At 62.9% G+C, this 23,323-nt stretch carries 18 protein-coding genes and 1 pseudogene; 2 read left to right on the top strand and 17 right to left on the bottom strand.

All coding sequences use genetic code 11. The features are described 5' to 3' along the window. Positions 1 to 33: 33 nt before the first annotated feature. The 7 genes from U5760_RS15710 to U5760_RS15680 form a co-directional block, all read right to left on the bottom strand. Complete coding sequence (locus U5760_RS15710) at positions 34 to 342, bottom strand: putative quinol monooxygenase (protein WP_322013011.1); 309 nt, start codon at positions 340 to 342, stop codon at positions 34 to 36. Beyond that, positions 326 to 1,912 carry a sugar ABC transporter ATP-binding protein gene (locus U5760_RS15705; protein ID WP_322013009.1) on the bottom strand — a complete coding sequence of 529 codons (1,587 nt, stop codon included), beginning with the start codon at positions 1,910 to 1,912 and terminating at the stop codon, positions 326 to 328. The genes U5760_RS15710 and U5760_RS15705 overlap by 17 nt, the downstream gene beginning before the upstream one ends. A gap of 77 nt (positions 1,913 to 1,989) precedes the next feature. Next, positions 1,990 to 3,003 carry a sugar ABC transporter substrate-binding protein gene (locus tag U5760_RS15700; RefSeq protein WP_322013007.1) on the bottom strand — a complete coding sequence of 338 codons (1,014 nt, stop codon included), beginning with the start codon at positions 3,001 to 3,003 and terminating at the stop codon, positions 1,990 to 1,992. A 43-nt stretch (positions 3,004 to 3,046) separates the two neighbouring features. Then, on the bottom strand, positions 3,047 to 4,036 hold the full coding sequence (locus U5760_RS15695) for an ABC transporter permease (protein ID WP_322013005.1): 990 nt from the start codon (positions 4,034 to 4,036) through the stop codon (positions 3,047 to 3,049). Continuing rightward, positions 4,033 to 5,052, bottom strand: a complete 1,020-nt coding sequence (locus U5760_RS15690; protein ID WP_322013003.1) for an ABC transporter permease — start codon at positions 5,050 to 5,052, stop codon at positions 4,033 to 4,035. Before U5760_RS15690 ends, U5760_RS15695 begins: the two co-directional genes overlap by 4 nt. Positions 5,053 to 5,112: 60 nt before the next feature. Continuing rightward, positions 5,113 to 5,964: a fumarylacetoacetate hydrolase family protein gene (locus tag U5760_RS15685; RefSeq protein ID WP_322013252.1), complete on the bottom strand. Its 852-nt coding sequence runs from the start codon at positions 5,962 to 5,964 to the stop codon at positions 5,113 to 5,115. Between the two features lie 243 nt (positions 5,965 to 6,207). Then, positions 6,208 to 7,152: a 3-carboxyethylcatechol 2,3-dioxygenase gene (locus tag U5760_RS15680; RefSeq protein ID WP_322013002.1), complete on the bottom strand. Its 945-nt coding sequence runs from the start codon at positions 7,150 to 7,152 to the stop codon at positions 6,208 to 6,210. Positions 7,153 to 7,302: 150 nt separating this feature from the next. On the opposite strand from U5760_RS15680, the gene U5760_RS15675 reads away from it, so the two are divergent. Next, positions 7,303 to 8,010 (top strand): GntR family transcriptional regulator, encoded by a 708-nt coding sequence (locus U5760_RS15675; RefSeq protein ID WP_322013001.1) that lies wholly within the window; start codon positions 7,303 to 7,305, stop codon positions 8,008 to 8,010. A 168-nt stretch (positions 8,011 to 8,178) separates the two neighbouring features. Here U5760_RS15675 and U5760_RS15670 read toward each other — a convergent pair whose 3' ends face one another. The 3 genes from U5760_RS15670 to U5760_RS15660 all read right to left on the bottom strand — a co-directional run bounded on the left by U5760_RS15670 (position 8,179) and on the right by U5760_RS15660 (position 12,073). Further along, on the bottom strand, positions 8,179 to 9,675 hold the full coding sequence (locus U5760_RS15670; RefSeq protein ID WP_322012999.1) for a methyl-accepting chemotaxis protein: 1,497 nt from the start codon (positions 9,673 to 9,675) through the stop codon (positions 8,179 to 8,181). A 499-nt stretch (positions 9,676 to 10,174) separates the two neighbouring features. Next, entirely contained in the window at positions 10,175 to 10,354 is a 180-nt protein-coding gene (locus U5760_RS15665) for a hypothetical protein (RefSeq protein WP_322012998.1), read from the bottom strand. A 252-nt stretch (positions 10,355 to 10,606) separates the two neighbouring features. Next, positions 10,607 to 12,073, bottom strand: a complete 1,467-nt coding sequence (locus U5760_RS15660) for a hypothetical protein (RefSeq protein WP_322012997.1) — start codon at positions 12,071 to 12,073, stop codon at positions 10,607 to 10,609. 278 nt (positions 12,074 to 12,351) lie between these two features. On the opposite strand from U5760_RS15660, the gene U5760_RS15655 reads away from it, so the two are divergent. After that, positions 12,352 to 13,272, top strand: a complete 921-nt coding sequence (locus U5760_RS15655; RefSeq protein WP_322012996.1) for a hypothetical protein — start codon at positions 12,352 to 12,354, stop codon at positions 13,270 to 13,272. 18 nt (positions 13,273 to 13,290) lie between these two features. Here the strand turns inward: U5760_RS15655 and U5760_RS15650 are convergent, their stop codons facing one another. The 7 genes and pseudogenes from U5760_RS15650 to U5760_RS15620 all read right to left on the bottom strand — a co-directional run bounded on the left by U5760_RS15650 (position 13,291) and on the right by U5760_RS15620 (position 23,288). Continuing rightward, entirely contained in the window at positions 13,291 to 13,584 is a 294-nt protein-coding gene (locus U5760_RS15650; protein ID WP_322012995.1) for a hypothetical protein, read from the bottom strand. 199 nt (positions 13,585 to 13,783) lie between these two features. Next, entirely contained in the window at positions 13,784 to 14,524 is a 741-nt protein-coding gene (locus U5760_RS15645; RefSeq protein WP_322012994.1) for a 3-ketoacyl-ACP reductase, read from the bottom strand. Positions 14,525 to 14,684: 160 nt separating this feature from the next. Then, positions 14,685 to 15,572, bottom strand: a complete 888-nt coding sequence (locus tag U5760_RS15640; RefSeq protein ID WP_322012992.1) for a transglutaminase family protein — start codon at positions 15,570 to 15,572, stop codon at positions 14,685 to 14,687. Then, a complete protein-coding gene (locus U5760_RS15635) occupies positions 15,569 to 18,148 on the bottom strand; it encodes a circularly permuted type 2 ATP-grasp protein (RefSeq protein WP_322012990.1) in 2,580 nt (859 codons plus the stop codon). The genes U5760_RS15640 and U5760_RS15635 overlap by 4 nt, the downstream gene beginning before the upstream one ends. A 36-nt stretch (positions 18,149 to 18,184) precedes the next feature. Then, positions 18,185 to 21,649, bottom strand: a complete 3,465-nt coding sequence (locus tag U5760_RS15630) for a transglutaminase family protein (RefSeq protein WP_322012989.1) — start codon at positions 21,647 to 21,649, stop codon at positions 18,185 to 18,187. 450 nt (positions 21,650 to 22,099) lie between these two features. After that, positions 22,100 to 22,678 (bottom strand): annotated as a pseudogene (locus U5760_RS15625) (ketopantoate reductase C-terminal domain-containing protein); the annotation flags it as partial. 151 nt (positions 22,679 to 22,829) lie between these two features. Next, positions 22,830 to 23,288 (bottom strand): hypothetical protein, encoded by a 459-nt coding sequence (locus tag U5760_RS15620; protein WP_322012988.1) that lies wholly within the window; start codon positions 23,286 to 23,288, stop codon positions 22,830 to 22,832. Between the last annotated feature and the right edge of the window lie 35 nt (positions 23,289 to 23,323).

Here is a 23,323-nt window from a genome sequence, read left to right as displayed (position 1 = left end):
TCGGTAAATTCGATCGACTCATTGCCATGAACGTCATTTGAGAATGTTCATGTAGTAGATATCCTCCGGCTCGATGAGCAGGCGGTCGGTAATTTCCTTCAAGCGCTGCAGCTTATCGGTTGCAATGTGAGCATCGATCGCCGCCTCGTCTTCCCAGCCTTCATAGAACACAAAAACGCCGGGACGATTGATTGCTTCATGAAGAATGTAGGTAATGCATCCTTCGTCCTGACGCGATGGGTCGACGAGCGCGAGAAGATGCTCGCGCAGCTCAGCCGCATTTTCAGGGCGTGTTTTCAGGATGGCGACGGTGCGAAAACGACTGTCACTTTGCGTTTGCATGATGGGAAATCTCCGAGGTGGGTTCTATTACGTTCGGCCGATCAGACCAGACGTGGCCTGTGATTGCGGCAATCAGGTTTTGTTCGGTAACGTCGTCGCCCGCGAACTCTCCACTGATCCGGCCTTCATACATGGTGAGTACGCGATGGCTGATGCCGATTACCTCCTCCATGTCGGAGGAGATCACAACGACTGCAAGGCCTGACTGTGCAAGCTCGGCTATGAGCGCGTGCACTTCGGCCTTGGCGCCCACATCGATGCCCCGCGTTGGCTCGTCGAGGATGAGTAGCCTGGCGTCCGTCGCCAGCCATTTCGCAATGACGATCTTCTGCTGATTGCCGCCGCTCAGCGTCAATGCCTGCTGCTGCGGGCTCGAAACCTTGATGGACAGACGCTTGCGATACCGCTCGAACAGCGACATTTCCTCGTCTTTCCTGATGAAAGAGAAGGACTGGATCTTGTTGAGGACGGTCAGGGAAAGATTCTCGGCCGCGGTCATCCCGAGCACCAGGCCCTGCCGCTTGCGGTCCTCCGGGACAAGGCCGATGCCGAGTTCCATGGCGGTCCGGCAACTGTCGATCGTAACCGGTCCCCGGTGCCAGAATATCTGGCCCGCTGACAGCTTGCGCATCCCAAAGATGGCCTCCATCATCTCCGAGCGCCCTGCACCGACGAGACCGTAAAGCCCGACTATCTCTCTCTGGTGCACCGAAAAACTTGCGTCCCGAACGTAGCCGCCAACCTCGAGCCCCTCCACGCGCAGCACCTCGGAACCGGGCGTCGCGTCGACTTTCGGAAAATACTTCTCGACGGATCGCCCTATCATGGCGCGCGTAACCTCGTCGCGATTGGTGTCGGCCGTTCGATAGGATCCGCCAAGGCGTCCGTCTCGCAGGACGGTGACGCGATCGGACAGCGCGAACACTTCGTCCAGACGGTGGGAGATGTAGATGATGGCGGTCCCGGCAGAGCGCAACTTCGCGATGACTTCGAACAAGGCCTCTGTTTCCCGGTCCGATAACGATGCCGTAGGCTCGTCGAAGATCACGATGGAGCTGGAGAAGGCCTGGGCGCGTGCGATCTCGACCAGTTGCTGCCTCGCAATCGAGAGCTCGCCAACAGGATCGGATGCCCGAAAATCGCAACGGAGATCGTCCAGCAGCCGGTTCGTATTCTCCATCAGCGCTTTGCGATCGACATGACCGAAACCATGCCGCGGCATGCTGCCGAGGTAGATGTTCTCTGCGACGCTGAGTCCCGGAACCAGGGACAACTCCTGATGGATAAGCAGAATGCCCTTGTTTTTAGCATCCAGAGGACCCGAGAAGTCCACTTCGCTGCCACGAAAAAACATCTTGCCGGAATCGGGGCGCTGCGACCCGGCAATAATTTTCACGAGAGTGGATTTCCCTGCTCCATTCTCGCCGCACAGCGCATGCACCTCGCCCGCCCGGAGCGTGAAATCAACGCCATTCAGGACCCGCACTCCGGGAAAGCTCTTGCCGATGCTACGCAGTTCGAGCAGTTCCGCTTCATTGATGGTGGCCATCGAGCCGATTTGATCTGTCATGTTGTCCTCCTCCGGGTCGATCCAGTTATTTTGACCAGTGGCCGCCGCGTTGCTCGAGCGGCCCTGGGGTTGCCCGGCTAGAAACCCGGCGCAGGGTATTCCTTATAATTGTCGCGGCCGACAAAAGGCGCATTCAGCGTGACTGTCTTCGGTACCGGTCGGCCCTCGGCAATCTGCACTGCTACCTTGAGCGCGTTCTTGCCATCGTCGATGGGCGACTGCATCACTGCACCGCAATAGTCGCCCTGTGCGATCGCCTCGTAACCGGAGTTGTAAAGCGTCGCGCTCGTCAACTCAATCGAATGCGGCTTGATCTTCCCTTGCGACACCGCCGCGCGAATGGTTGAAAGCGCACCCATCGAGCCGTTGTCATCCGCACCGAAGACGCCGTCGATCTTGCCGCCGAAGCGCGTGATATACGCTTCCATCAGGTTTTGCGCCTTTGCCAGATCCCAGTCGTAAGGCTGGTCATCGAGTAGCTTGATGGCCGGATGAGACTTCACGGCATCGAGGAATCCCTTCTGCCGGGCGATCGACGTACCGTTGCCGGGATTGCCCTCGAGTCCCACCACATTGCCCTTGCCGCCCATGCACTTGATGAGGTTTTCGGCCGCCAGGCGAGCCTGCGAATAGTCGTCAGGACCCGTGAACGCGACGGTATATTGTTCACCCGACGGATCCACCCGGCTGTTGGCAGTCAGGACGGGAATATGTGCCTTATAAGCCACCCTTAGCGAAGGGACGATGAGCTTGGCCTGGACGTTCCACACAACGATCACGTCCACCTTTTCGGTCATCAAGTCCTGCACCTGCGCCCATTGCCGCATTGCGTCGTTCTGTGCATCGAGATACACGACTTTCACGCCCAGTGCTTTCGCCTCGGCGAGAAAGGCGTCCTGATAAATCGATGTGTAGCTGCTGTTGCCGACGAACCGCTGGGTTACGCCAATCGTGATCTGGTTGATCGGCTTTTTTAGCGGTCCTTGCAGCCAATCCGGCAGTTCATCGGCCTGAGCGACCGAGGCCATTCCCATGGCTCCCAAAACAATGGCTGCTGCGGCCCACCTTCTATACTCGAGCAAGAATTTCATTTTCGTCTCCTGATAATCGTCTATAGGCCATGGTTCCGTGGCTTCATGCGCGACTGACTTTCCTGTCCAGGAGAAGGACGACAATCAGGCTCGAACCGATGATCAGCGACACGTAAAAGGGCTGAACGTGAAGCAGATCCATACCATTTCGCAGTACTGAGAAGGCCAGCACGCCACCAAGGGTTCCCCATAGATCGCCGGAGCCGCCTTGAAATCGGGTACCGCCAACCACTACGGCGATCACCGCCCACATTTCATAACCCTCACCCAGGGTCGGCGTCGCGCCTCCCAGTTGCGAGGCCATCGCGATTCCGCAGATAGCGGCCAATAGCCCGGAGATGACAAAGTTGACGACGATGTGGCGAGACACCCGGACGCCCGCGTTGATCGCCGCGGAACGATTCCCGCCGATCGCATAGGCTTCGCGTCCATGCACGGTCTTGGCAAGCACCCATTGCAACGCCACCAGAAGAACCAGAAAGACGATGGACACGAGCGCGACCGGCCCGACCATCATGGTCCCGATTTCGCTGAACACGTCGTACCTGGCCACCAGCGCGTCGTTGCCGGCGTAAAGAAACACAAGGCCCCGGATGCCGATCATGCCCGCCAGCGTCACGACGAACGAATTCACGCCGGTTCGCTCAATGATGAGACCATTGAGCAGGCCCAGTCCGGCGCCCGCGCCCAGCGTCAGCACCAGCGCCGGGATCAGGCCAAGCCACTGGAGCCCTGCAGCAAGGCAGCCGCACAGACCGATCACGGACCCTACGGTCAGATCGATCGTGCCATTGATCAGCACCAAGGTCAGCCCGATCGCAATGAACCCGACGAAAGAGCCCTGCAGAAGAATATTGGACAGGTTGGCAACCGACAGAAAATGCGGCGACGACGCACTGAAGACCACGGTTTCGAGGATCAGGAACACCCACACCGCGTGGCGCATCACCTGAGAAGCGAACTGGCCACGGGGAGCCCGGATAGCCGTGCTCGTCATGGGTGACGTTTTATTGCTCAATGAAGTCGCATTCATGCCCATACCCTTCCTCGACCAGAAGCAAGATCCACCCAGACGGCAACGATCAAGATCGCCCAGGTCACCAGCCATTGCGTGTAGTAAGGCAAACCAACCTGCAGCAAGCCGTTCTGAAGCAGCCCCAGCACGGCAACGCCGCAGACGGTCCGCCAAATGCCGCCGGCGCCGCCGAGGAGGCTTGTCCCGCCCAGGATGATCGCCGCAAACACGTTCATCTCGTATCCGCTGCCGATCTCAAGCTGGGCCGCCATAGTGCGGGAACCGAGAATGACGGCGGCAACGCCCGTCATGGCGCCCGACAGCAGGTAAGCGCCAAAAATGACTGCCTTTGAACGAAAGCCCGAAAATTCGCTGGCCGTTTCGTTGCCCCCGACAGCGAAGACACGACGCCCGAATGTCGTGCGGGTGAGAAACACGGAAAGCACCACGGCTGCACCGAGGAAGATGTAGACCGGGATCGGAATCCCGAAGACATACCCTCCCCCGAGTTGCGAGAACCATCCCGTGTCGGTGCTCATCGATGCGCTCTTGCCGCCGGTAACAATCCGGGTCACGCTCATGATGATCGACATCATCGCAAGCGTGACGAGCAGCGAATTCAGACGCCAATAGGCAACCAGAATGCCGTTGACGGCGCCAACCGCCAGCCCCACGCCCATGCATGCGGCGATCGCCCCGAGCGGGCCGAAACGGTCATGCAACCCGATCACGGTGACGGTGGTCAGTGACAGCAGCGCACCGACTGAAAGATCGAGGCGACCGCAAATCACCACGAAGGTAACGCCCAGCGCGATAAGGCCTGGTACGGAGATCTGCCGCAACACCTGCAGAATGTTGTCGATACCCAGAAACGAAGGCGATACCGCAGTAATGGCTCCGACAAATAGCAGGAAAGGAACCAGAAGAACCCATCTCGGGTTTGTGATCGCGCCGATAAGCGGACCGCGACGCAGCGATGCGCTCGCCATGTCCTTGGGACCGTCTATCGTCTTTTCTTTAGTTGAACTTTTCATTTAAGAATGTCTCCTCCTTTTTCGATCGTCACGCTTAGAACCGGCTACGAACGAAGGCGCTCAGACCTCATCGGCGATCGGATTACTCAGCGTGCCAATGCGTTCGATCTCGACCTCGCAGACGTCGCCCGGCTTCATCCACACTGGCGGATTGCGCTTCGCGCCCACACCGCCGGGTGTCCCTGTCACTATCACGTCGCCAGCGCACAACGGCACGATGGTCGAGAGATATTCGATCTGGCTCGCGATGCTGTGAATCATCATCGAGGTGGTCGCGCGCTGAAGTTCCACGCCGTTCAGGCGCGTCGTGAGCGTGAGATCGCTGTCGAAGGGGATCTCGTCGGCGGTGACGAGCCAGGGGCCGAACGCTCCCGTCCGCGCGAAGTTCTTGCCCGGCGCCCATTGGCTTGTGTGACGTTGCCAGTCGCGCAGACTGCCGTCGTTGTAGCAGGTATAACCTGCAATATGCGCGGCCGCGTCGGCCCGGGCAATCCGGCGCCCCGGCTTGCCGATCACCACGGCGATTTCCGCCTCATAGTCGAATTGCGTGGACTCCGGCGGACGCAGCATCGGCTCGCCGTGGCCGACCTGCGAGTCCGCCACGCGCAGGAAAAACATCGGCTTTTCCGGCACTTCGCGCTGCGTTTCGACTACATGATCATGATAGTTCAGGCCGCAGCACCAGATCTTGCCGGGGTTTGGAATCACGGGCAGAAAGCGGATGTCCGCGAGGCGATGAGTGGGCTTGCTATCTTTGACGGCGCGGCGCGCCGCTTCGACGCCGTTTTGTTCCAGGAGATCGCGCAGATCCGCATAGCGGTTTTCCAGCGCGACTCGCAGATCGACCACACCATCGCCGACGACGGCGCCAAACGTCGGCTGGCCTGACACTTCATAACTGATGAGCTTCATGATTTCCCTTCGATTTGGGCGGAGCGCTCCGAGTGCGATGGCGGAGCACGCCCCTGCGAACCGCTGCCGCATTAAAAAAGTGAGAAAAGCGTGCTTCGCTAGATGACCGCGAGCGCTGTGTGGCGCCCTTGCCTCATCGCGACGGGCCGGGCATGGCAATTGACCACGCCATGAGTAACAAGCCGTTGCCGAAGAAATGGGCGGGTAAATTCGTCTCGCTGCGGGACGTGATTCCTCTTGTATTCAAGACTGAAGCACCGCGCCAACGGTGGCGAAACCGGTGTTCCACTCTTTGATCGCCCAGTATTCGCGATGGAACAGTTCGTAGGGCCCGCACGCGCCCAGTGCCGCAAACGACGCGAGCCAGGTCCGGATCTCATGCGCCGAGTGGCCACCAGTCTGCTCGATCCAATCGTTCTTCCAGCCGTCCATCTCATTCAGTCGGCGCGAGGCAAGCGTGTCGAGCGTGAGCCGATCGAACTCGGGGTTGACAGGCAGTTGGGTCGCCTCGCCGAGCGCGTACGCACGGGCCGAGTCAATCACGCGGCGCTGCCGTGCCTCGCGCGCCTCGGGACTCAGGACGCGGCCGCCGCCCAGCAGCCGCTCTCGCACCTCGCTCGACGACTCGGCGAGGCGCGGCACCGGCGGATCGTGCGAAAGTCCGCCCGAACCGATCAGCAGCACGCGCTTGTTCCAACGCGCCACCTCTCGTCCGATGGCTTCGCCCAACAGTCGTATGCGCTGCATCGGCCCTAGCGGCAGCCCCACCGCGTTGATAAACACAGGCACGACCGGCACGCGCGTGAGATCGCCGAACAGAAATTCGAGTGGCTGCGCGATGCCATGATCGATGGAGAACCGTTCGGATTGCGCCACGTCGACGCCGGCTTCCAGCACAGCACCAGTCAGCCGGTGCGCGGCATCGGCGTCCACGTTGAGCGGGCCGGGCGTTGTGCCCCAATCACCGATCGAGTGTGCGGAGGCGCCGATACAAAAAGCCGGCATCATGTCGTAGAAGACGCCGTTGAAGTGATCTGGCCCGAACACGATCGCAAGTTCGGGGTCGAAACGTGTGGCGAAATCACGTAACGTCCCGAGCGACCGGTTGATTTCATCGAAGACCGCCTTGCCCGGATCGATCACCCCGTAGAGCGGCGAGTGGGAAAGACAGCAAAGGGCGAGTGTCACGTAGGCGTCTCCTTTTTGGACTCGCTCCGGTTAAGCGGCAGCTGCGGCAGAGAGCGCAGCCGGCTCCGGCGAGATGGGCGAATACTATCCCCGCGACAATGCACATGTCAACAAAGAATATATTCTTTTGAGAGTGATATAATTTCCGGCATGGCTAACCCTACCCAAGAATCGGCCGCGCAATCGGCCGTGCTCCAGCGCATTCGCCACGCCATCCTCGATGGCGAGTGGCCGCCGGAGCATCGCCTCGCGCCGGCGGCGCTCGCGACGCGCTTCGACACCAGCACGACCGTGGTGCGGGAGGCGCTTACCCGCCTGACCGGTGAGCATCTGGTGGAATCGCGTACGAACCGCGGTTTCTTCATTCCGCGCCTGGATCTGCGTGAATTCAGCGATCTCACTCAATTACGGATCGCAACGGAGACACTCGCACTCCGCCTTGCAATCGAGCGCGGCGACCTGCTCTGGGAGGAGTCACTCCTTGCAGCCCATCACCGCATGCTGCGCACTCCGCGTGAGTCGAAACCCGGCAAGCTTGAATTCAACGAAGAATGGCGCGTGGCGCACTGGTCGTTCCATCAGACCCTCCTGGCCGGCTGCGGCTGCGATGCGATGCTGCGCGTTGCGGCAATGCTCGCGCAATCGACGGACCTGTACCGCCGCTGGGCTGCGTCGGCGGTCATCGACGGGAAGCGGGACATCGAAGAAGAGCACCGCGAACTGCTCGAGGCCACGCTCGCGCGCGATACCGAACGGGCCGTGGCGCTGTTGCGCCATCACCTCGAGGAAACGGCGCGCATCGTAACGACGGGGGGGCTAGTGCTCGATCGGCGTAGCCAATTCGCGGAAGATAAATAATTTCGGAAGACGCGTTGACGCTTCGATTGACAACTTGGGGTAGCGACCCACAGTCGCTGCGCTTGCGGTCCCTCAGAAAAGTTGTCGCCTCACCCAAATAGATCAGTGGCTTGCACAACTTTTCTGTGACGACGCTATCGGTTTCGATGCGCCAGGAGCGCGTCGAACTTACAGCCTGAAAATGCCAACGCCGGTATGCAGCTTCTTCGCCTGATCGTCCAGCGACTGCGCCGCGGCTGCGGCCTGCTCCACTAGAGCTGCATTTTTCTGGGTCACTTCGTCCATCTGGGCGACCGCTTGCCCAACCTGATCGATTCCCTTGCTCTGCTCGTCCGACGCCGCCGAGATCTCGCCTACGATGTCCGTCACCCGTTTGATACTGGTCACGACCTCCGCTATGGTGCTGCCTGCCCGATCGACCAAGGCCTTCCCTGTTTCGATCTTGACCACGGAATTTTCAATCAGTATTTTGATTTCCTTTGCGGCTGCGGCCGAGCGTTGCGCCAACGTACGCACTTCGGTCGCGACCACCGCGAAACCTCGACCTTGTTCTCCTGCGCGTGCGGCTTCCACCGCGGCATTGAGCGCGAGAATATTGGTCTGAAAAGCAATACCGTCGATCACGCTGATGATGTCGGCAATCTTTCCCGAGCTCGCATTGATTTCCCCCATGGTCGCGACGACTTCGCCCACCACATCGCCCCCTCTGACTGCGATTGCGGCGGACGATTGCGCCAGTCCATTGGCTTGCCGGGCGTTCTCCGCATTCTGCCGCACCGTACCGGTGAGCTCCTCCATACTGGCAGCCGTCTGCTGAAGCGAAGCGGCCTGCTCTTCCGTGCGGCTCGACAGATCGATATTACCCGCGGCAATCTGCCTCGAAGCCGTGCTCACCGCTTCAGCCGAGTCCCGCACAGCGATCATAGCCTCGGTAATCCGCCCCATCAGATGATTGAAGGCACCCGCCGCCTGGCTGACCTCGTCCTTTCCCTGAACCGGCGCACGACTCGTCAGGTCGAGTGATTCGCTCGCCTGCTGCAGCGTACCCTGAATGCCGGCCAGTGCCCTCTGGATCGAGCGGGACAGCAGGAGAGTCCATGCGACGACGATTGCCACCGCAACCACCAACACCGTGATCACCGTCGTGACCGCATTCGTGCTGATGCGATCGGCGCGTTGCGCAGCTTGCTCGCCGCGACTCCCCGCTTCCGCGATGATCGTCTCGATCGACGCATCAAGCGGCTGAAAGTCGGAATGGTAAAGAACGGCAACCTGATCGTTGGCTGCCTTGGGATCCCGGGCGGCCAGTTCCATCAACTGGCGTGACTTCTGGTCATACGCATTCCAGCGGGCGCGCAATGATGCGAGTCGTGCCTGTTGTTCGGCGGAATTGAACAGCGGTGCAATGATCTCCGACCATTTGTCGATATTGCGTTCCGCGTCGGAAAAGATCTTTTGCGTATCGCCGGAAGTGGGATCAAGCTCGATCGTCGATAGCGCGCTCGCCTTGATTTCCGTCAGCCCGCGCACTTGCTTCTCCCGGCGATGCGAGGCCGCCTGCGCCTCGTTCACAGAGTCGAATCCGAATGCCGTCACAACGATGCCACCCCCGATAGCGATCAACGTAACGAATATCAAAATTCGGAGTTTTAACCTGATTGTCATACAAAGTCCTTTCGAAGCCCTGGTCAATGCCGTCCGGAAAATTCTCTCAACCCATACTCTCAATTACGGCATATGCAGTTCGCATCTTGAGTCGGTCACGCGTGGCGGCGGTCCCGAACGGCTGGCAACGAAAGCAGCCGTACCCGCCGATAAAGCGGTCAATCGCAGCCGATGAAGATCCGTTAGATGGGACGGACACGCCCGCACTACGCGCGCTTTAGATTTCCTGCCACGAATTCCGTTGGAGAGTGGCGCCTCAATGACGATCGCCGCCATCGTGAAAGAGGGGACCAATACCGCCTCGACCGGCAGTACAGCGCCAACAACGCGGCATCGGCGTGCAGAAAAGAATCCGTATTTTCCGCACTCAACCTTGAGCAGCATGTGCCGTTATAGCAGTCATGGAACGAGGCAACGGGACGATCGACTTGCCCCCGCGGCCACGGGCCATACCCTGTCCCATGTAATTGCAGTCAGGGACCACACGCAGAGCCAACCTTCAGCGCCGGAGGCTGTCCTCCGGCGCGCTTTTCTTTTGTGCCTGCCAAACGCGATACGGCGCACGATTCACTTCCCCTCGCCCGACGATGACGCCGCTTCGCCGGGCGACGAGCCATAAAACCAGCACAGCCGACTGGCTGCGGGCGCAGCGAAACGCAACCGGCACGTCATGTTCCATATCGACCTCGGCTCGCCACACCGTTCACGCGGTCTTCGAACGGATACTTCGCAATACTACTCAATCAGGTTTACCGTTTGCCTCCATCGTGCCTGGCAAGGCCGCACACCGGTCCCGTCCGCGCTCGACACCACCAGCGAAACGGCTAACCATGCGTCTGATCATCTGGCGTGGCGGCTCGCCAGCGGCATCGTTCATCACAGGCGCGGTGTTGCCGGCGGACGACGGATATCGGGTTGCGTAATACCGCAATCATGGCGCAGCGTCAGTGTTCGCACGCGCACGCTTGCGGCGCAGAAATTCCAGTCTCAATGCCGAGCGCAGCGCTTCCAGCGACGGCTTGCTGTCGCTGCGCGCTGCCGCGCGCTGGACCGTCTCGCCTGGGGTCCAGTAGCGCACGTGCGAAAGCAGCGTGCCGTCGAGACGCCTGCCCGTTGACGGCACCACGCTAATATCGCGGATACCGTTGCCCAGCACGCCATTGAGCGGCCCGCCGATCAGATCCCCAAAGATCAAACGCCGATAGGGAAAATACAGATTCGTCCAGCGGGTACAGCAGAACGGAGCGCCATGATGCGCGACCCGCACGCTGCGTATGAGCGTTTCGCCGCCCTGCTGGATACGGTAGCGCGTTTCGTAGCCCAGCGTGTCGTTGTCGCCCGGCGGGCAGCACGGATATTCGTGCTGCGCCTTCCTGCGCAGGAAGTCCGCTTCGTTGTCGGCCATGAGGAGCTGGGCATGCGTCAATGGCGAGCCGAGCGTGACGAAATCGGTCACGAGCCACGGCACGCCAACCGCGCGAAACTCCGACCATAACCGGTGCTGCGCTTGCTGAAACGCCTCGATCTCCGTGGGCGTAGGCTGCGCTGCATCGAGCCGCCCAGCCGCCTCTTCGAAGGACTTCAACTCAGGCTGCTTTTGCGGATGGGGCGTTTCCGGCTGCCGCAGGTCGCCCCACAGGTTGCGGATGATATCGAAGCCGATCACCGAACCAAGACTATGCCCCACGATGACGATGCGACTATATTTGCCCGACTCGTGCAGCGAGCGAACGAGCTTGATGCCTTCGCTGCGGATCTTGTTTCTCGCCTCGATGTTGCCCGGATTGGGCGTGAGGTAACGCGCGGCGTCCGCCACATAACCGAGCACGATGTAAGAGGCAATCGACTGCAGAATGAACGTGAGCACGCCACCCGCGAAAATCCACTTGCCCACCCAGTCGAACAGATGCGAGCCCGACGTGGCATCGACCCAGGACCCCGCAACGAGCAGAACGATCGCAAACACCAGCAAGCCCCAACTCGTGAACCACGCTGGCCGCAGCGCGCCCGGAATGGCCGAGGGGCGCCGAAACAGAAGCCACAGCATCCATCTGAACACATGGCTGTATTTCGAGCCTTCCATGTGGTGCGCCCAGTAGTACTCGTAAAAGTCCGTCTGGGGGCGCCCTTGCCTTTCTTTCGCCGGGGCCTGCAGGCGCCGCGTTTCCAGCAGGTCGCCCATGGCGTCGGGTTTGCTGCGGTACTTGGTGTCGTAGTCCGGGCTATCGGGGAGCACCGCATCGACGAAGCCGCGCAGCGTGTCCATGGGGCGCTGCTCGCCTATGCCGTGGATCACCACCACGGCCTGGCGGATGCGCCGCCCGTCGCCGGTCATCGCCCGCGCCTGCGCTTCGCCGCTGCCGCCCGTCGGCGCAGCCGTATCTGGAGATGGCTCCATGCCCTGCTCCCCGTGAGTCTTCCCGCCACCTGACATCTTCCCGTTCCTGAACTAGATTAAATACGAAAACGGCGTTCGCCGGCATCGTTAGGGGCTGTTCAGCCACGAGGTCTTCCGCCATGACGCAGGCACAGGTACCCGACCACACGATCCGCGACAGCAACGGGCGCGTGTTGCTCTTCAGTTGCGACGACTTCGTCAACGACATCTGCATCGGCGATTCCTGTTTTATCTGCGGCGCCGCGCCGGGAACCCGGGAGTTCAATAACGAGCACGTCGTGCCGCGCTGGGTGCTTCGGCATTACAAACTCTTCGACGCAGACATGACGCTGCCCAACGGCGAATTTCACCACTACGACAGTTACGGCGTGCCCTGCTGCAAGGACTGCAACAGCTTTCTGGGCGACAACGTGGAAACTCCCGTTTCGCGCCTGTTGAAGGGGCGTTTCGATCAGGTCGCCGCACGGCTCGACGACAAGGCCATGCTGCTGCTTTTCATCTGGTTCAATCTTCTCTTCATCAAGACTCACCTGAAAGACCGGTCGTTGCCGGTTCACCGGGACTCGCGCAAAGGAAGCGGCAAGATTGCAGACGCCTACGACTGGCCCGATCTTCATCACATCCACGCGGTTGCGCGGGCACCTTTCGTGGGCGCCGAAGTGGACCCCGCAGTCATCGGTTCGATTGCAATCTTTCCGGTCAACGACCCGCGAGCTGGTGAAACCTTCGACTGGATCGATCTCACAGCGGGAAAGACCGTGGCCATACGCGTGGGTGAAGTCGGCATCGTCGCGGTGCTCGACGACGCGAAGATGGCCCAACAGGCAATTGCCCACATTCTGTACAGCATCGACGGGCCATTGACCAGCACCCAGCTTCGCGAGTTGGCCGCCCGCATGGCGGTGGCCAATATGGATCTGCAGAACCGTCCCGTGTTCGGAACCGCGCTATCGCTCAAAGCGCCGCACAAGGTGCGGCTCTGGGCGGAGGTCGATCCGCAGCCGGTCTTCAACCCTTTCGATCCACCCAGGTTCGGCGAGATCATGGCGTTTGCGCTGCGCGATCTGCTTGATCGCCTGGAGATCGATGGCGACCGGGGCGCCGAGACGATACGCGCGCATCTGCTGACCGGCCGCGCTACCTTCATCGGCGACGAGCATGGCCGGTTCGTCTCGCGCGGCGGCACGCTGCTGCCCTAATACAGCAATGGCCGGCGCTCAGTGCACCTGCAAGAATAAGCTCGACGACATCGACGTCACGAGGCCCAGCGCCACCGCGCACATCAGCGCATAAGCACCCGCCAGGATAACCGCCCGTCCCAGTTGCGGCCGCCAGCGTCCGCCATAAACGCGCCTGAGCGCGACCACCAGCCAGACGAACAGCAGCGCGACCGAGCATGCCGCGTAAGAGCGCACGCCCGGCAGCAGGCAAACGAGAAACAGAATAAAAGCGAAGGCGTGCAGGTGCAGCGCAAATGGCAGGGCATGCGGGGCGTGCCTGGCGTGAGACATGAACTCACCTGAGCGGGAATAGGGACAGGGCGCATTCTGAAGGCGAAGACTCACGCGCGTCAACTTCGCGGCAGACTCCGGTGGACCGCTCCGTCCATGCGTAAACGCAAAATGCGGAAGCCGGTTCGCACCCGCTCCCGCATTGCATTCCTGCATGGCATCCGTCCGCTGGGCCGACCCGGCAGACGGACCCCGTCGTTTAACTCATGTGCAGGCCGCCGTTCAGCGAGAAGTCCGCACCGGTCGAGAAGCCCGATTCATCCGATGCGAGCCACGCGACGATCGAGGCGATTTCCTCGGGGGCACCCAGGCGCCGCACCGGAATGCTCGCCACGATCTTCTCCAGCACCTCGGGCTTCACCGCCTTCACCATGTCCGTACCGATGTAGCCCGGCGAAACGGTGTTGACCGTCACGCCCTTGGTGGCCACTTCCTGCGCGAGCGCCATCGTAAAACCGTGAATGCCGGCTTTGGCCGTCGAGTAGTTGGTCTGCCCGAACTGGCCTTTCTGTCCGTTCACCGACGAGATGTTGACGATACGGCCAAAGCCGCGCTCGACCATGCCGTCGATCACTTGTTTGGTGACGTTGAAGAGGCTCGTAAGATTGGTGTCGATGACGGTGGTCCAGTCTTCGTGCGTCATCTTGCGGAACACCACGTCGCGCGTGATGCCTGCGTTGTTGACGAGCACGTCGATTTCGCCGACGTCCTTCTTGACCTTCGCGAAAGCAGCGGCCGTGGAATCCCAGTCGGCCACGTTGCCTTCCGAGGCGATGAACTCATAACCGGCCGCCTTCTGGTCTTCGAGCCATTTCACGCGACGCTGCGAGTTCGGCCCACAACCGGCGACCACCGTATAGCCGTCCTTGAACAGCCGCTGGCAGATCGAGGTTCCAATGCCGCCCATACCACCGGTTACGTAGGCAATGCGCTTCGCCATAAAATCCTCCTTTCATTTATTGAGGGGTATAAGCCAGTCGACAAAAGCCAGGGAGGATGGAAGTCAGTTTGACGACCGCGCGCGCGCCGCACGATGGGCATAAACCCCTAAGTGAAAACGCGAAAGACGCCCGGTGTCAGGTGCGCGGCAGGCCCGTCGTTCAGACCGGCAGCACGCTGACCGCCACCTCAACCTGATGCTCGCCGCCGCCGAGAAGCGAGCCGCGCAAGAGCGACACGTCGCTATAGTCGCGGCCGGTGGCGAGCGTCACGTGATCAAGGTCGGCAAGGACGTCGTTGGTCGGATCGAGGTCGATCCAGCCGCTTGCCGGGCAGTGAACGGAAACCCACGCGTGCGAGGCATCCGCGCCGATGAGGCGCGGCTGGCCCGGCGGGGGGTCGTTGCGGAGATACCCGCTCACGTAGCGGGCGGGCAGGCCGAGCGAGCGCAGACAGCCGATCATCACCTGCGCGAAGTCCTGGCATACGCCGTTGCGCATCTCGAAGGCCCGCGCGGCGGGCGTGTCGAAATCCGTGGCCGAGGTCTCGTACTCGAAGTCCGCGTGGATGCGGTGCATCAGGTCGATCGCGCCCAGTGCAATCGGGGTGCCGGGCGTGAAGCTCGGCAAGGCGTAAGCGCGCAACTCGGGACTCGGAACGACGTTCGGCGATGCGAAACAAAATTCGGACTCCGGATAAAAAGGCGCGCCCACGCGATAACGCAGACGCTCGGCCACCTGCTCCCATGCGGGCGTCGTGGAGGCGTCGAGTGTATCCCAGCGCGGTGACAGCTCTACGACAGTCTCACTCGTCATGCATAACGTCTCGTGCGGGGTATCGAGCGAGAAGTAAAGCACATCATTACCGAAGGCGTCTATCCGACTCGTCCTATAGGCAGGATAAGGATCAATGTTTTCGGTGTGCGACACAATTTTTTGCCACACACACGCCTGCGGACGAATGGTCGCGAGATGCTGCGCCGTGGCCACCGTCATCGAATAATGGTAAGTCGTCTTATGCGAGACGCTTAGTATCGTGGGGCCGCTCATGCGCCTCCCGGTGCCGCGTGCGCGGCCGCATGGCTGAAATAGCGCGCGCTGATTTCGGTGGAAGCGGTCATCACGATCGCGCAGAGGCGGTCGCACAGTTCCACGAGTGCGGGATAGCCGCCGGATTGATCCGTTGTGCAAAGCTGTTCGAGCGTCGGCATCGTCGCGATATCGGGCATGAGCGCCGCGAACGGCTGGCGCGGCGCGCCGCCCGCCGCCTCTTCGATCTCCGCGAGTTTCTGGCGCAGCCGTGCATAGACGCCGTAGAGACCGCGAGGATTCATTTCGTCGATCACCAGGAGGTCCAGCAGGGCGGGCACCTCCAGGCGCCCCGGATACATCGAGCGATAGGTGAGCGTCGAATCGAACAGTTGCAGCAGCAGATCGAAGCCTTCGGGACTCGCGAGCAGCCCGTTCGCCGCCACTGTCCGCAGGAACGTAGCCATGGCCCACATGCGCTCGATATGGCGGCCCGCGAACAGGAGCCGCCAGGTTTCGTCGCGCGTCATGCGGTCGCCTTGTGCGCCGCTGATCGCCAGGAGTTGCGTCGCGAGATGTTCGAGCGCATCCATCAGCGCAACGCGGTCGTAGCGTTCGCCCGCGGCGGGAGGGGCGATGTGCACGAGGGCGTCGCGAAAGTCGTTGCGCGCCGCGAGGATCGTGCGCCAGTGGTCGCTCGAAAGCCGCCCGCGCACTTCGCCGCAAGCGCGCGCCTGGCTCGCGAGGCAATGGCCGATGCCCGGCACGCTCGCCTGTTCGCCGAGGCTCGCCACGAGCGCGTGCTCGAACGCGTACGGCGAGCCGCTCGCCACCGTATCCGTGCCCGTAATCAGGCCGCATAGCGAAGCGAGTTCGACGAAGGTCGTGAACGTCGTATCGACGTCGTTGCTTTCCAGCGAGCCGAGGATCAGCCGGCACAGGCGCACGCCGTTCTCGGCGCGCTCGCCATAGCGGCCCGACCAGAACAGGTTTTCGGCCGCGCGGCTCGACACCGTGCGGCGCGTGCGCGTGGCGAGGTCGCCGGGTTTCATCGGCGAAGGCAAAAGCGAGAACGGCGGGCTCGGCTGCTTCGAAAGCACCCACGTATCCACGCTGCTGCCGCCCAGTTGCATCGACTCCGTGGTCTGCCGTTCGGCCGCGAGGCGCGTGAAGCCGCCCGGCACCACGCGCCAGTTGCCGGTGAGGTCGGCGATGGCGTACACGCGCAGCACCGAAGGGCGGCCCGCCAGCGTGCCGTCCTCGTAACGCGGTGTGCAGGAATACGAGAGCGGCGCCTGGATCGTGAACGCATCCGCGGCATGCTCGATGCGCTCGCGCCATGCGGGCAGCGGCTGGCGTCCCGCCGCGAGACCCGGCGCGGGGCCCGTCCGGACGGACGGCCAGGTCGGCACCAGGAACGCTTCGTCCAGCTGACCGAATGCCGCCTCGCAGGCGGCTGCCTCGCCGCACCACCAGGTCGGCACGCTCAGCAATGCGAGCGTTTCACCCAGCAGCGCGCGCGCGAGTTCGGGCATGAAGCCATGCAGCGCGGGCGATTCGACGAAGCCGGAGCCCGGCACGTTCGAGACGATCACGTTGCCCGCGCGCATCACCTGCAGGAGACCCGGCACGCCGATGGTCGAATCGGCGCGCAGCTCCACCGGATCGCAGAACACGTCGTCGAGACGGCGCAGCACCGCATGCACGCGCTCGAGTCCCTTGAACGTCTTCAGGTAGAGCATGTCGTCGCGCACCGTGAGGTCCTTGCCCTCCACCAGCGTCACGCCCAGGTAGCGCGCGAGGAAAGCATGCTCGAAATAGGTCTCGCTGAAGGGCCCCGGCGTGAGGAGCGCGAGATGCGGCGCGGCACCGGCTTCGTCGCCGTGCAGCGTCGTGCGCGCGGCGTCGGCCAGCGTGGCGATCAGTTGCGAGTAGGCCGGGGCGAGCCGCCGCACGCGCATCGTGCGAAATGCATCGGCAAAGAGGCTGGAGACGATCAGGCGGTTTTCGAGCGCGTAGCCGAGGCCCGAAGGCGCCTCGGTGCGATGCGACATCACGGTCCATGCGCCCTCGGGCGAGCGCGCAAGGTCGATGGCGACGAGCTGCAGATAACCGCCGCCCGGCGGCGTGTAGCCCTTCACCGGCCGCAGATAGCCCGGATGCCCGAACACCAGCGCGGGCGGCACCAGGCCGCGCGCGAGCAGCGTCTGGGCGCCATAGGTATCGGCGACGATCGCTTCGAGCAGCCGCGCGCGCTGGATCACGCCCTGCTCGATCTGCGCCCATTCGGTGTCGTCGATCAGAAACGGCAGCAGGTCGAGCGCCCAGGGCCGCGACTCGCCCTTGTCGGCATAGACGTTGTAGCTGATGTCGTTGTCGCGTACCTGGCGCGCCACGGTTTCCCGCGACTGTTCGAGGGCCGCCGCGCCCTCCTCGCCGAGCAGCTCGAAGAACTGCCGCCACGGCTCGCGCAGCGCGCCGCTCTCGTCGCGCAGTTCGTCCCAGTGTCCGGCGCGCGGCGGCAGGAGACGCAAACGCGAGAGGGCGTGCGCATGGGACGCCGTGGCGTCGAGGGGCAGAATCGACTGAAAAGACAAGATCGTATCGGTGTTGGAATCAAGAGTCGGTCGGGTTCAGCCGCGCAAGTCCAGCGTAAAAGGAAACTCCAGGCTGCGTTCGAGCGGCGCGATCGCGACCGGCCCCGGTGTGTGGCCGATCGTGAAGAAGCGCGCCCGGCGGCGGCTTTCAGCTTCGTAGGCGTTGACCGGAAACATCTGATAATTGCGGCCACCCGGATGAGCCACATGATACTGGCATCCGCCGACCGAGCGGCCCGTCCAGCTGTCGATCACGTCGATCGTGAGCGGCGCGTGCACGCCAATGGTGGGATGCAAGGCGGATGCCTGGGCCCACGCGCGATAGCGCACGCCCGCCACGTACTCGCTCGCGCGGCCCGTGGGCTGCAGCGGCAGCGGCTCGCCGTTGACCGTCACGACGTGGCGGTTGTCGTTCATGCCCAGCACGCGAATTTCCAGGCGTTCCACGGAAGAATCGACATAACGCACCGTGCCGCCCTGGGCACCCTCCTCGCCCATGACGTGCCACGGCTCCAGCGCGTTGCGCACCACCAGCGAGAGGCCGCTTGCCTGCATTTCGCCCACCAGCGGGAAGCGGAATTCGAAGTGCGGCGCGAACCATTCGCGGTCGAAGGCATAGCCGGCTTCGCGCAGGTCCGCCAGCACGTCGTCGAAATCCGCCTGCACGAAGGTGCCGAGCATGAAACGGTCGTGCAGTTCGGTGCCCCAGCGCGTGAGACGCGTGGTGTACGGCGTGTGCCAGAAGTGCGCCACGAGCGCGCGCAGCAGCAGTTGCTGGACGAGGCTCATGCGCGCATGCGGCGGCATTTCGAAGCCGCGCAGCTCCAGCAGGCCGAGGCGGCCGGTGGGACCGTCCGGCGAATAGAGCTTGTCGATGCAGAATTCGGCGCGGTGCGTATTGCCGGTCACGTCGATCAGGATGTTGCGCAGCGTGCGGTCGATGAGCCAGGGCGGCACGCGGCCGTCGGCGCCGATCCCGGCGAGCAGGTCGAGCTGGCGCTGCAACTCCCGGAACGCGATCTCCAGTTCGTACACCTGATCGTTGCGCGCTTCGTCCACGCGCGGCGCCTGGCTCGTCGGGCCGATGAAAAGCCCGGAAAACAGGTAGGAGAGCGAGGGATGGTTGTGCCAGTAGGCAATCAGGCTCGCGAGCAGGTCCGGGCGGCGCAGGAAAGGACTCGCCTGCGCGGTCGCGCCGCCCAGCACGAGGTGATTGCCGCCGCCCGTGCCGGTATGGCGGCCGTCGAGCATGAACTTCTCGGTGCACAGGTACGACTCGTGCGCGGCCTGGTAAAGATATTCCGTGTGATCGACGAGTTCATCCCAGTTCGATGCAGGATGAATGTTCACTTCGATCACGCCCGGGTCCGGCGTGACCTGGAGCATCTTCAGGCGCGGGTCGCGCGGCGGCGGATAACCTTCGATGACGATCTTCAAACCGAGTTCGGCCGCAGTGGCTTCGACGGCCGCGAGCAGATCGAGGTAATCGTCGAGCGCGGCGAGCGGCGGCATGAAGACGTACAGCAGCTGGCATTCGGTGCCGATCGATTCATTTTCGACCTTCGGCCCGGCGGCCCGCGCGGGATTGCGCGCTTCCACGCACAGCGCCGTGCGCGTGATCCAGGAGGCCGACTCGCCGCGTGCGGGCAGACGATTCACATCGGAGTCATCACCCGATGTGGCGCGAGCCCCCGCACCTTGCGTGTGCCCCGCGCCTTCGCCCTGACCGCTATCCGACGTCGACGCATAGGCCGTTGCGGGCCGCCCTTCCTCGCGATACTGCATGCGCAGTTCGGCCGCACTGCGCAGCGGCACGGGCGGCGCGAACGGATCGTGTGCGTGCTGCCACGGGTAGTCGTTCGACGAAACCCACGGTAGCGAGTCGAGCGGCAGCCGATAGCCCATGGGCGAATCGCCGGGAATCAGGTACATGCGCTCGTCGCGGAAGAACCACGGGCCCGTCACCCAGCGCGCACCAGCCAGCGCGCCGGCCTGCTCGCGCGCGAGCGGCAGCACGTAGCCCGTCACCGCGGAAAGGCCCGCGTCGAACACGCGGCGCAACCGCACGCGTTCGAGTTCGTCGTCGAGGCGAGAGTCGAACGGATCGACGTTTACGGGCAGGCGGCGCTCACGCCATAAGTAGTACCAGGTGTCCTCGTAGCCCGCCTGAACGTATTGATCGTCCAGCCCCAGCTTGCCCGCGAGATGGCGGACGAAACGGCTCGCGTCGTCGGCCGTGCAGGTGGCGGGGTCGCGTTCGTCGGCGAAGAGCGACGGGTCGTGCCAGCACGGCTCGCCATCCGCGCGCCAGTAGAGCGACATGGCCCAGCGCGGCAACTGTTCGCCCGGATACCACTTGCCCTGCCCCACGTGGAGAAAGCCGTTCGCGCCGTAGCGCGCGCGCAGCTTGCTCATCAGCGCCGCCGCATAGCCACGCTTGGTGGGCCCGAGTGCATCCGTGTTCCATTCGGGCGCGTCGCGGTCGCGCACCGCCACGAAGGTCGGCTCGCCACCCATCGTGAGCCGCACGTCCATCTGCTCGAGCTGCGCGTCCACCTGCTCGCCCATGCTCAGTACGGCCGCCCACTGCTCCTCGGTATAAGGCCTCGTCACTCGCGGCGTTTCCAGTACGCGCGTGATCGCCATGGTGTGGCCGAACTCCACCTCGCATTCGTCCACGGCGCCCGAGATGGGCGCCGCGCTGCCGGGCTCGGGCGTGCACGCCACGGGAATGTGGCCTTCGCCCGCCAGCAGCCCGGACGTGGGATCGAGGCCGATCCAGCCCGCGCCCGGCAGATAGACCTCGCACCATGCGTGCAGGTCGGTGAAATCGATCTCAGTGCCGCTCGGGCCGTCCAACGCCTTCACGTCGGGCGCGAGCTGCAGCAGATAGCCCGACACGAAACGCGCCGCAAGACCGAGCTGACGCAGCGTTTCCACCAGCAGCCAGCCGGTGTCGCGGCACGACCCCGAAGCCAGTGCGAGTGTTTCCTCGGGCGTCTGCACGCCGGGCTCCATGCGGATCAGGTAGCGGATCTCGCGTTGCAGCCGCTGGTTGAGCTCGACGAGGAAATCGATGGTCACGCGCGGCGTGAGGTCGATGCTCTCGACGAAGCGCGCGAAGCGCGGCGTGGGCTCGCGCTTCACGAGGTAGGGCGCCAGCTCGCGCTGCAATTCGGCGGAATAGACGAACGGGAACTGCTCGGCATCCGGTTCGAGAAAAAAGTCGAACGGGTTGTAGACGGCCATTTCGGCCACCAGATCGACCGTCACCTTGAACTCGCGCGTCGGCTGCGGAAACACGAGCCGCGCCTGCCAGTTCGCAAAGGCGTCCTGCTGCCAGTTGATGAAGTGATCGGCAGGCTCGATCCGCAGCGAATACGAAAGGATCGGCGTGCGGCAATGCGGTGCGGGCCGCAGCCTCACGACTTGAGGCGAAAGCTGCACCAACCGGTCATAGCGGTAGTGCGTGACGTGATTCAGCGCGACTCGAATAGACACACAGGGCTCCTGATCAGATCGTGAACCGGCGTACTGCCCCAAGGCCTGTTCACGGCAGGAACGGACCCTGGCCTTCCCGCCTCCGGCGTAGCGTGCGTGGCGCGGCCACCTGGCCGAAAACGGCGAGGTAGCAGCAATCTTCGTGCCGAAATATGACAGTTCGCGGTGGAAGGCGTCTATGGGGGCCGATGGGCGATAGCGCGCACCCGTTCGGTGCGAAAAACCGGTGGCGCGCACCAACGCGGTACGGCGGGCATGACGTGAGACGGGCACGCTTCGCGGGATTCGCCAGCCATTGGCCAGCCATTGGCCAGCCATTGGCCAGCCATTAGCCAGCCGGCTCTCGCTGGGCGCGGCAGGCCAGGTGGGGCGGAAGGTGCAGGCGGGTGCCGGCAATCTACCGGGTGAGTGCGAATCGCCGCGATCCCGGCCTTTACTGACGAGCCGGCCTCAGACCCGCGCCAGCACGCCCGACCTTGCACCCGCCACCGCCTCGCGCAATTGCGCGAGCAGCGCATCGCCCGACCAGGAGGGGCGCGTTTTCGCCTGCTCGGCCTCGCGCACCAGCGCGCACAAACGCGCGTTGACCGGCGCCTTGCGCCCCAGCCGCTCGGCAAGGCGCGGCACCTCGCCGTTGATCCAGTCGATCTCGGTCTTGCGACCGGCGCCCAGATCGTCGGACATCGAGGAACGCGCAAGCGGATCGATCTTCAGCATGCGGCGGCCGAGCCGCTCGAACCAGGCATCCGGCAGTGCGAGCAGCCGTGGAATCCAGTGCGGCGGAAACGGCGTGAGCTGCGCGGGGCGAATGCCCGCAGCGTCCAGCAGCCCAAGCAACTCGCGCTGCGCCATGGCGAGGCAGCGCCGGTAGGCACGCTGCGAAAGCTCCTCTTTCAGCGGCCGGTTGGCAAGCGCATTGATGGCGTTGTTCAGGTTCAGCAGCAGCTTGGTGTGAACAAACAATACAGTTTGACACAACACGCACAATGGAATCATGCGCTTAGCGGCACCTATGATCGCACGGCGCACTATTAATGTTTGACACAAATGGCCCGTGGCCGAATTCGCGCCCCTATCTTGCGACAATAGAGTTTGACACAAGATGAGGCTCATGCACTGCCGCCGTCCTCCGCCGGTTAGCCACCCGGGGGGGGATCCCAACGTGACCCTTTGCCTACTCTTAGTGACCGGGGGAGTTCAGCGGGATCGGCGAGCGTTGCTGACTAGCGATGAACCGTTGCAGCCGCTCCCACGCCTGCAGGTAGCGGTGCTTCGGCATTCCGCCCAGCTGCTGGTCGTGCAGCACCAGCACCTGTTCGACGACCCCCAGTTCGTGATCCAGCATCAGGCAGGGCTCGTGCCGCTCCATGCGGGTAATGCACGCGTCCAGCGCCGCCTCGGCGCGACGGTACGGCTCGACACCGCCGCCACCGCCCATCTCCCCGCGCAGGTAATACGCGAGATACGCCACGCGCAGCAGGCAGCACATCTGGTCAAGATTGCCGTGCCCCGCGCGCACCGTCGCCAGCGCGAGATGGTTTTCCAGCGAGAGCGCACGTACCCTGGCCGCCGGCAGCGGCAACAGCATGTCCTTCGTGCGTGTCGGCCGTATCGGCCGGGACAAGGTCTGCTTTTTCATTCGTCGAAACTTTTCATGTCTGGATGCAGCCTGAC

The sequence above is a fragment of the Paraburkholderia sp. J12 genome (genome assembly GCF_905220215.1).
Classification (GTDB): domain Bacteria; phylum Pseudomonadota; class Gammaproteobacteria; order Burkholderiales; family Burkholderiaceae; genus Paraburkholderia.
Note: the sequence above shows the minus strand (reverse complement) of the source record. Positions and strands in the feature narration are given on the sequence as shown.

Coding starts and splice junctions, on each gene's coding strand:
- U5760_RS15705 (WP_322013009.1), bottom strand. CDS start 1,912: ATGACAGATCAAATCGGCTCGATGGCCACCATCAATGAAGCGGAACTG.
- U5760_RS15695 (WP_322013005.1), bottom strand. CDS start 4,036: ATGAATGCGACTTCATTGAGCAATAAAACGTCACCCATGACGAGCACG.
- U5760_RS15660 (WP_322012997.1), bottom strand. CDS start 12,073: ATGGAGCCATCTCCAGATACGGCTGCGCCGACGGGCGGCAGCGGCGAA.
- U5760_RS15645 (WP_322012994.1), bottom strand. CDS start 14,524: ATGGCGAAGCGCATTGCCTACGTAACCGGTGGTATGGGCGGCATTGGA.
- U5760_RS15650 (WP_322012995.1), bottom strand. CDS start 13,584: ATGTCTCACGCCAGGCACGCCCCGCATGCCCTGCCATTTGCGCTGCAC.
- U5760_RS15640 (WP_322012992.1), bottom strand. CDS start 15,572: ATGAGCGGCCCCACGATACTAAGCGTCTCGCATAAGACGACTTACCAT.
- U5760_RS15685 (WP_322013252.1), bottom strand. CDS start 5,964: ATGAAGCTCATCAGTTATGAAGTGTCAGGCCAGCCGACGTTTGGCGCC.
- U5760_RS15710 (WP_322013011.1), bottom strand. CDS start 342: ATGCAAACGCAAAGTGACAGTCGTTTTCGCACCGTCGCCATCCTGAAA.
- U5760_RS15620 (WP_322012988.1), bottom strand. CDS start 23,288: ATGAAAAAGCAGACCTTGTCCCGGCCGATACGGCCGACACGCACGAAG.
- U5760_RS15700 (WP_322013007.1), bottom strand. CDS start 3,003: ATGAAATTCTTGCTCGAGTATAGAAGGTGGGCCGCAGCAGCCATTGTT.
- U5760_RS15675 (WP_322013001.1), top strand. CDS start 7,303: ATGGCTAACCCTACCCAAGAATCGGCCGCGCAATCGGCCGTGCTCCAG.
- U5760_RS15665 (WP_322012998.1), bottom strand. CDS start 10,354: ATGGAACATGACGTGCCGGTTGCGTTTCGCTGCGCCCGCAGCCAGTCG.
- U5760_RS15670 (WP_322012999.1), bottom strand. CDS start 9,675: ATGACAATCAGGTTAAAACTCCGAATTTTGATATTCGTTACGTTGATC.
- U5760_RS15690 (WP_322013003.1), bottom strand. CDS start 5,052: ATGAAAAGTTCAACTAAAGAAAAGACGATAGACGGTCCCAAGGACATG.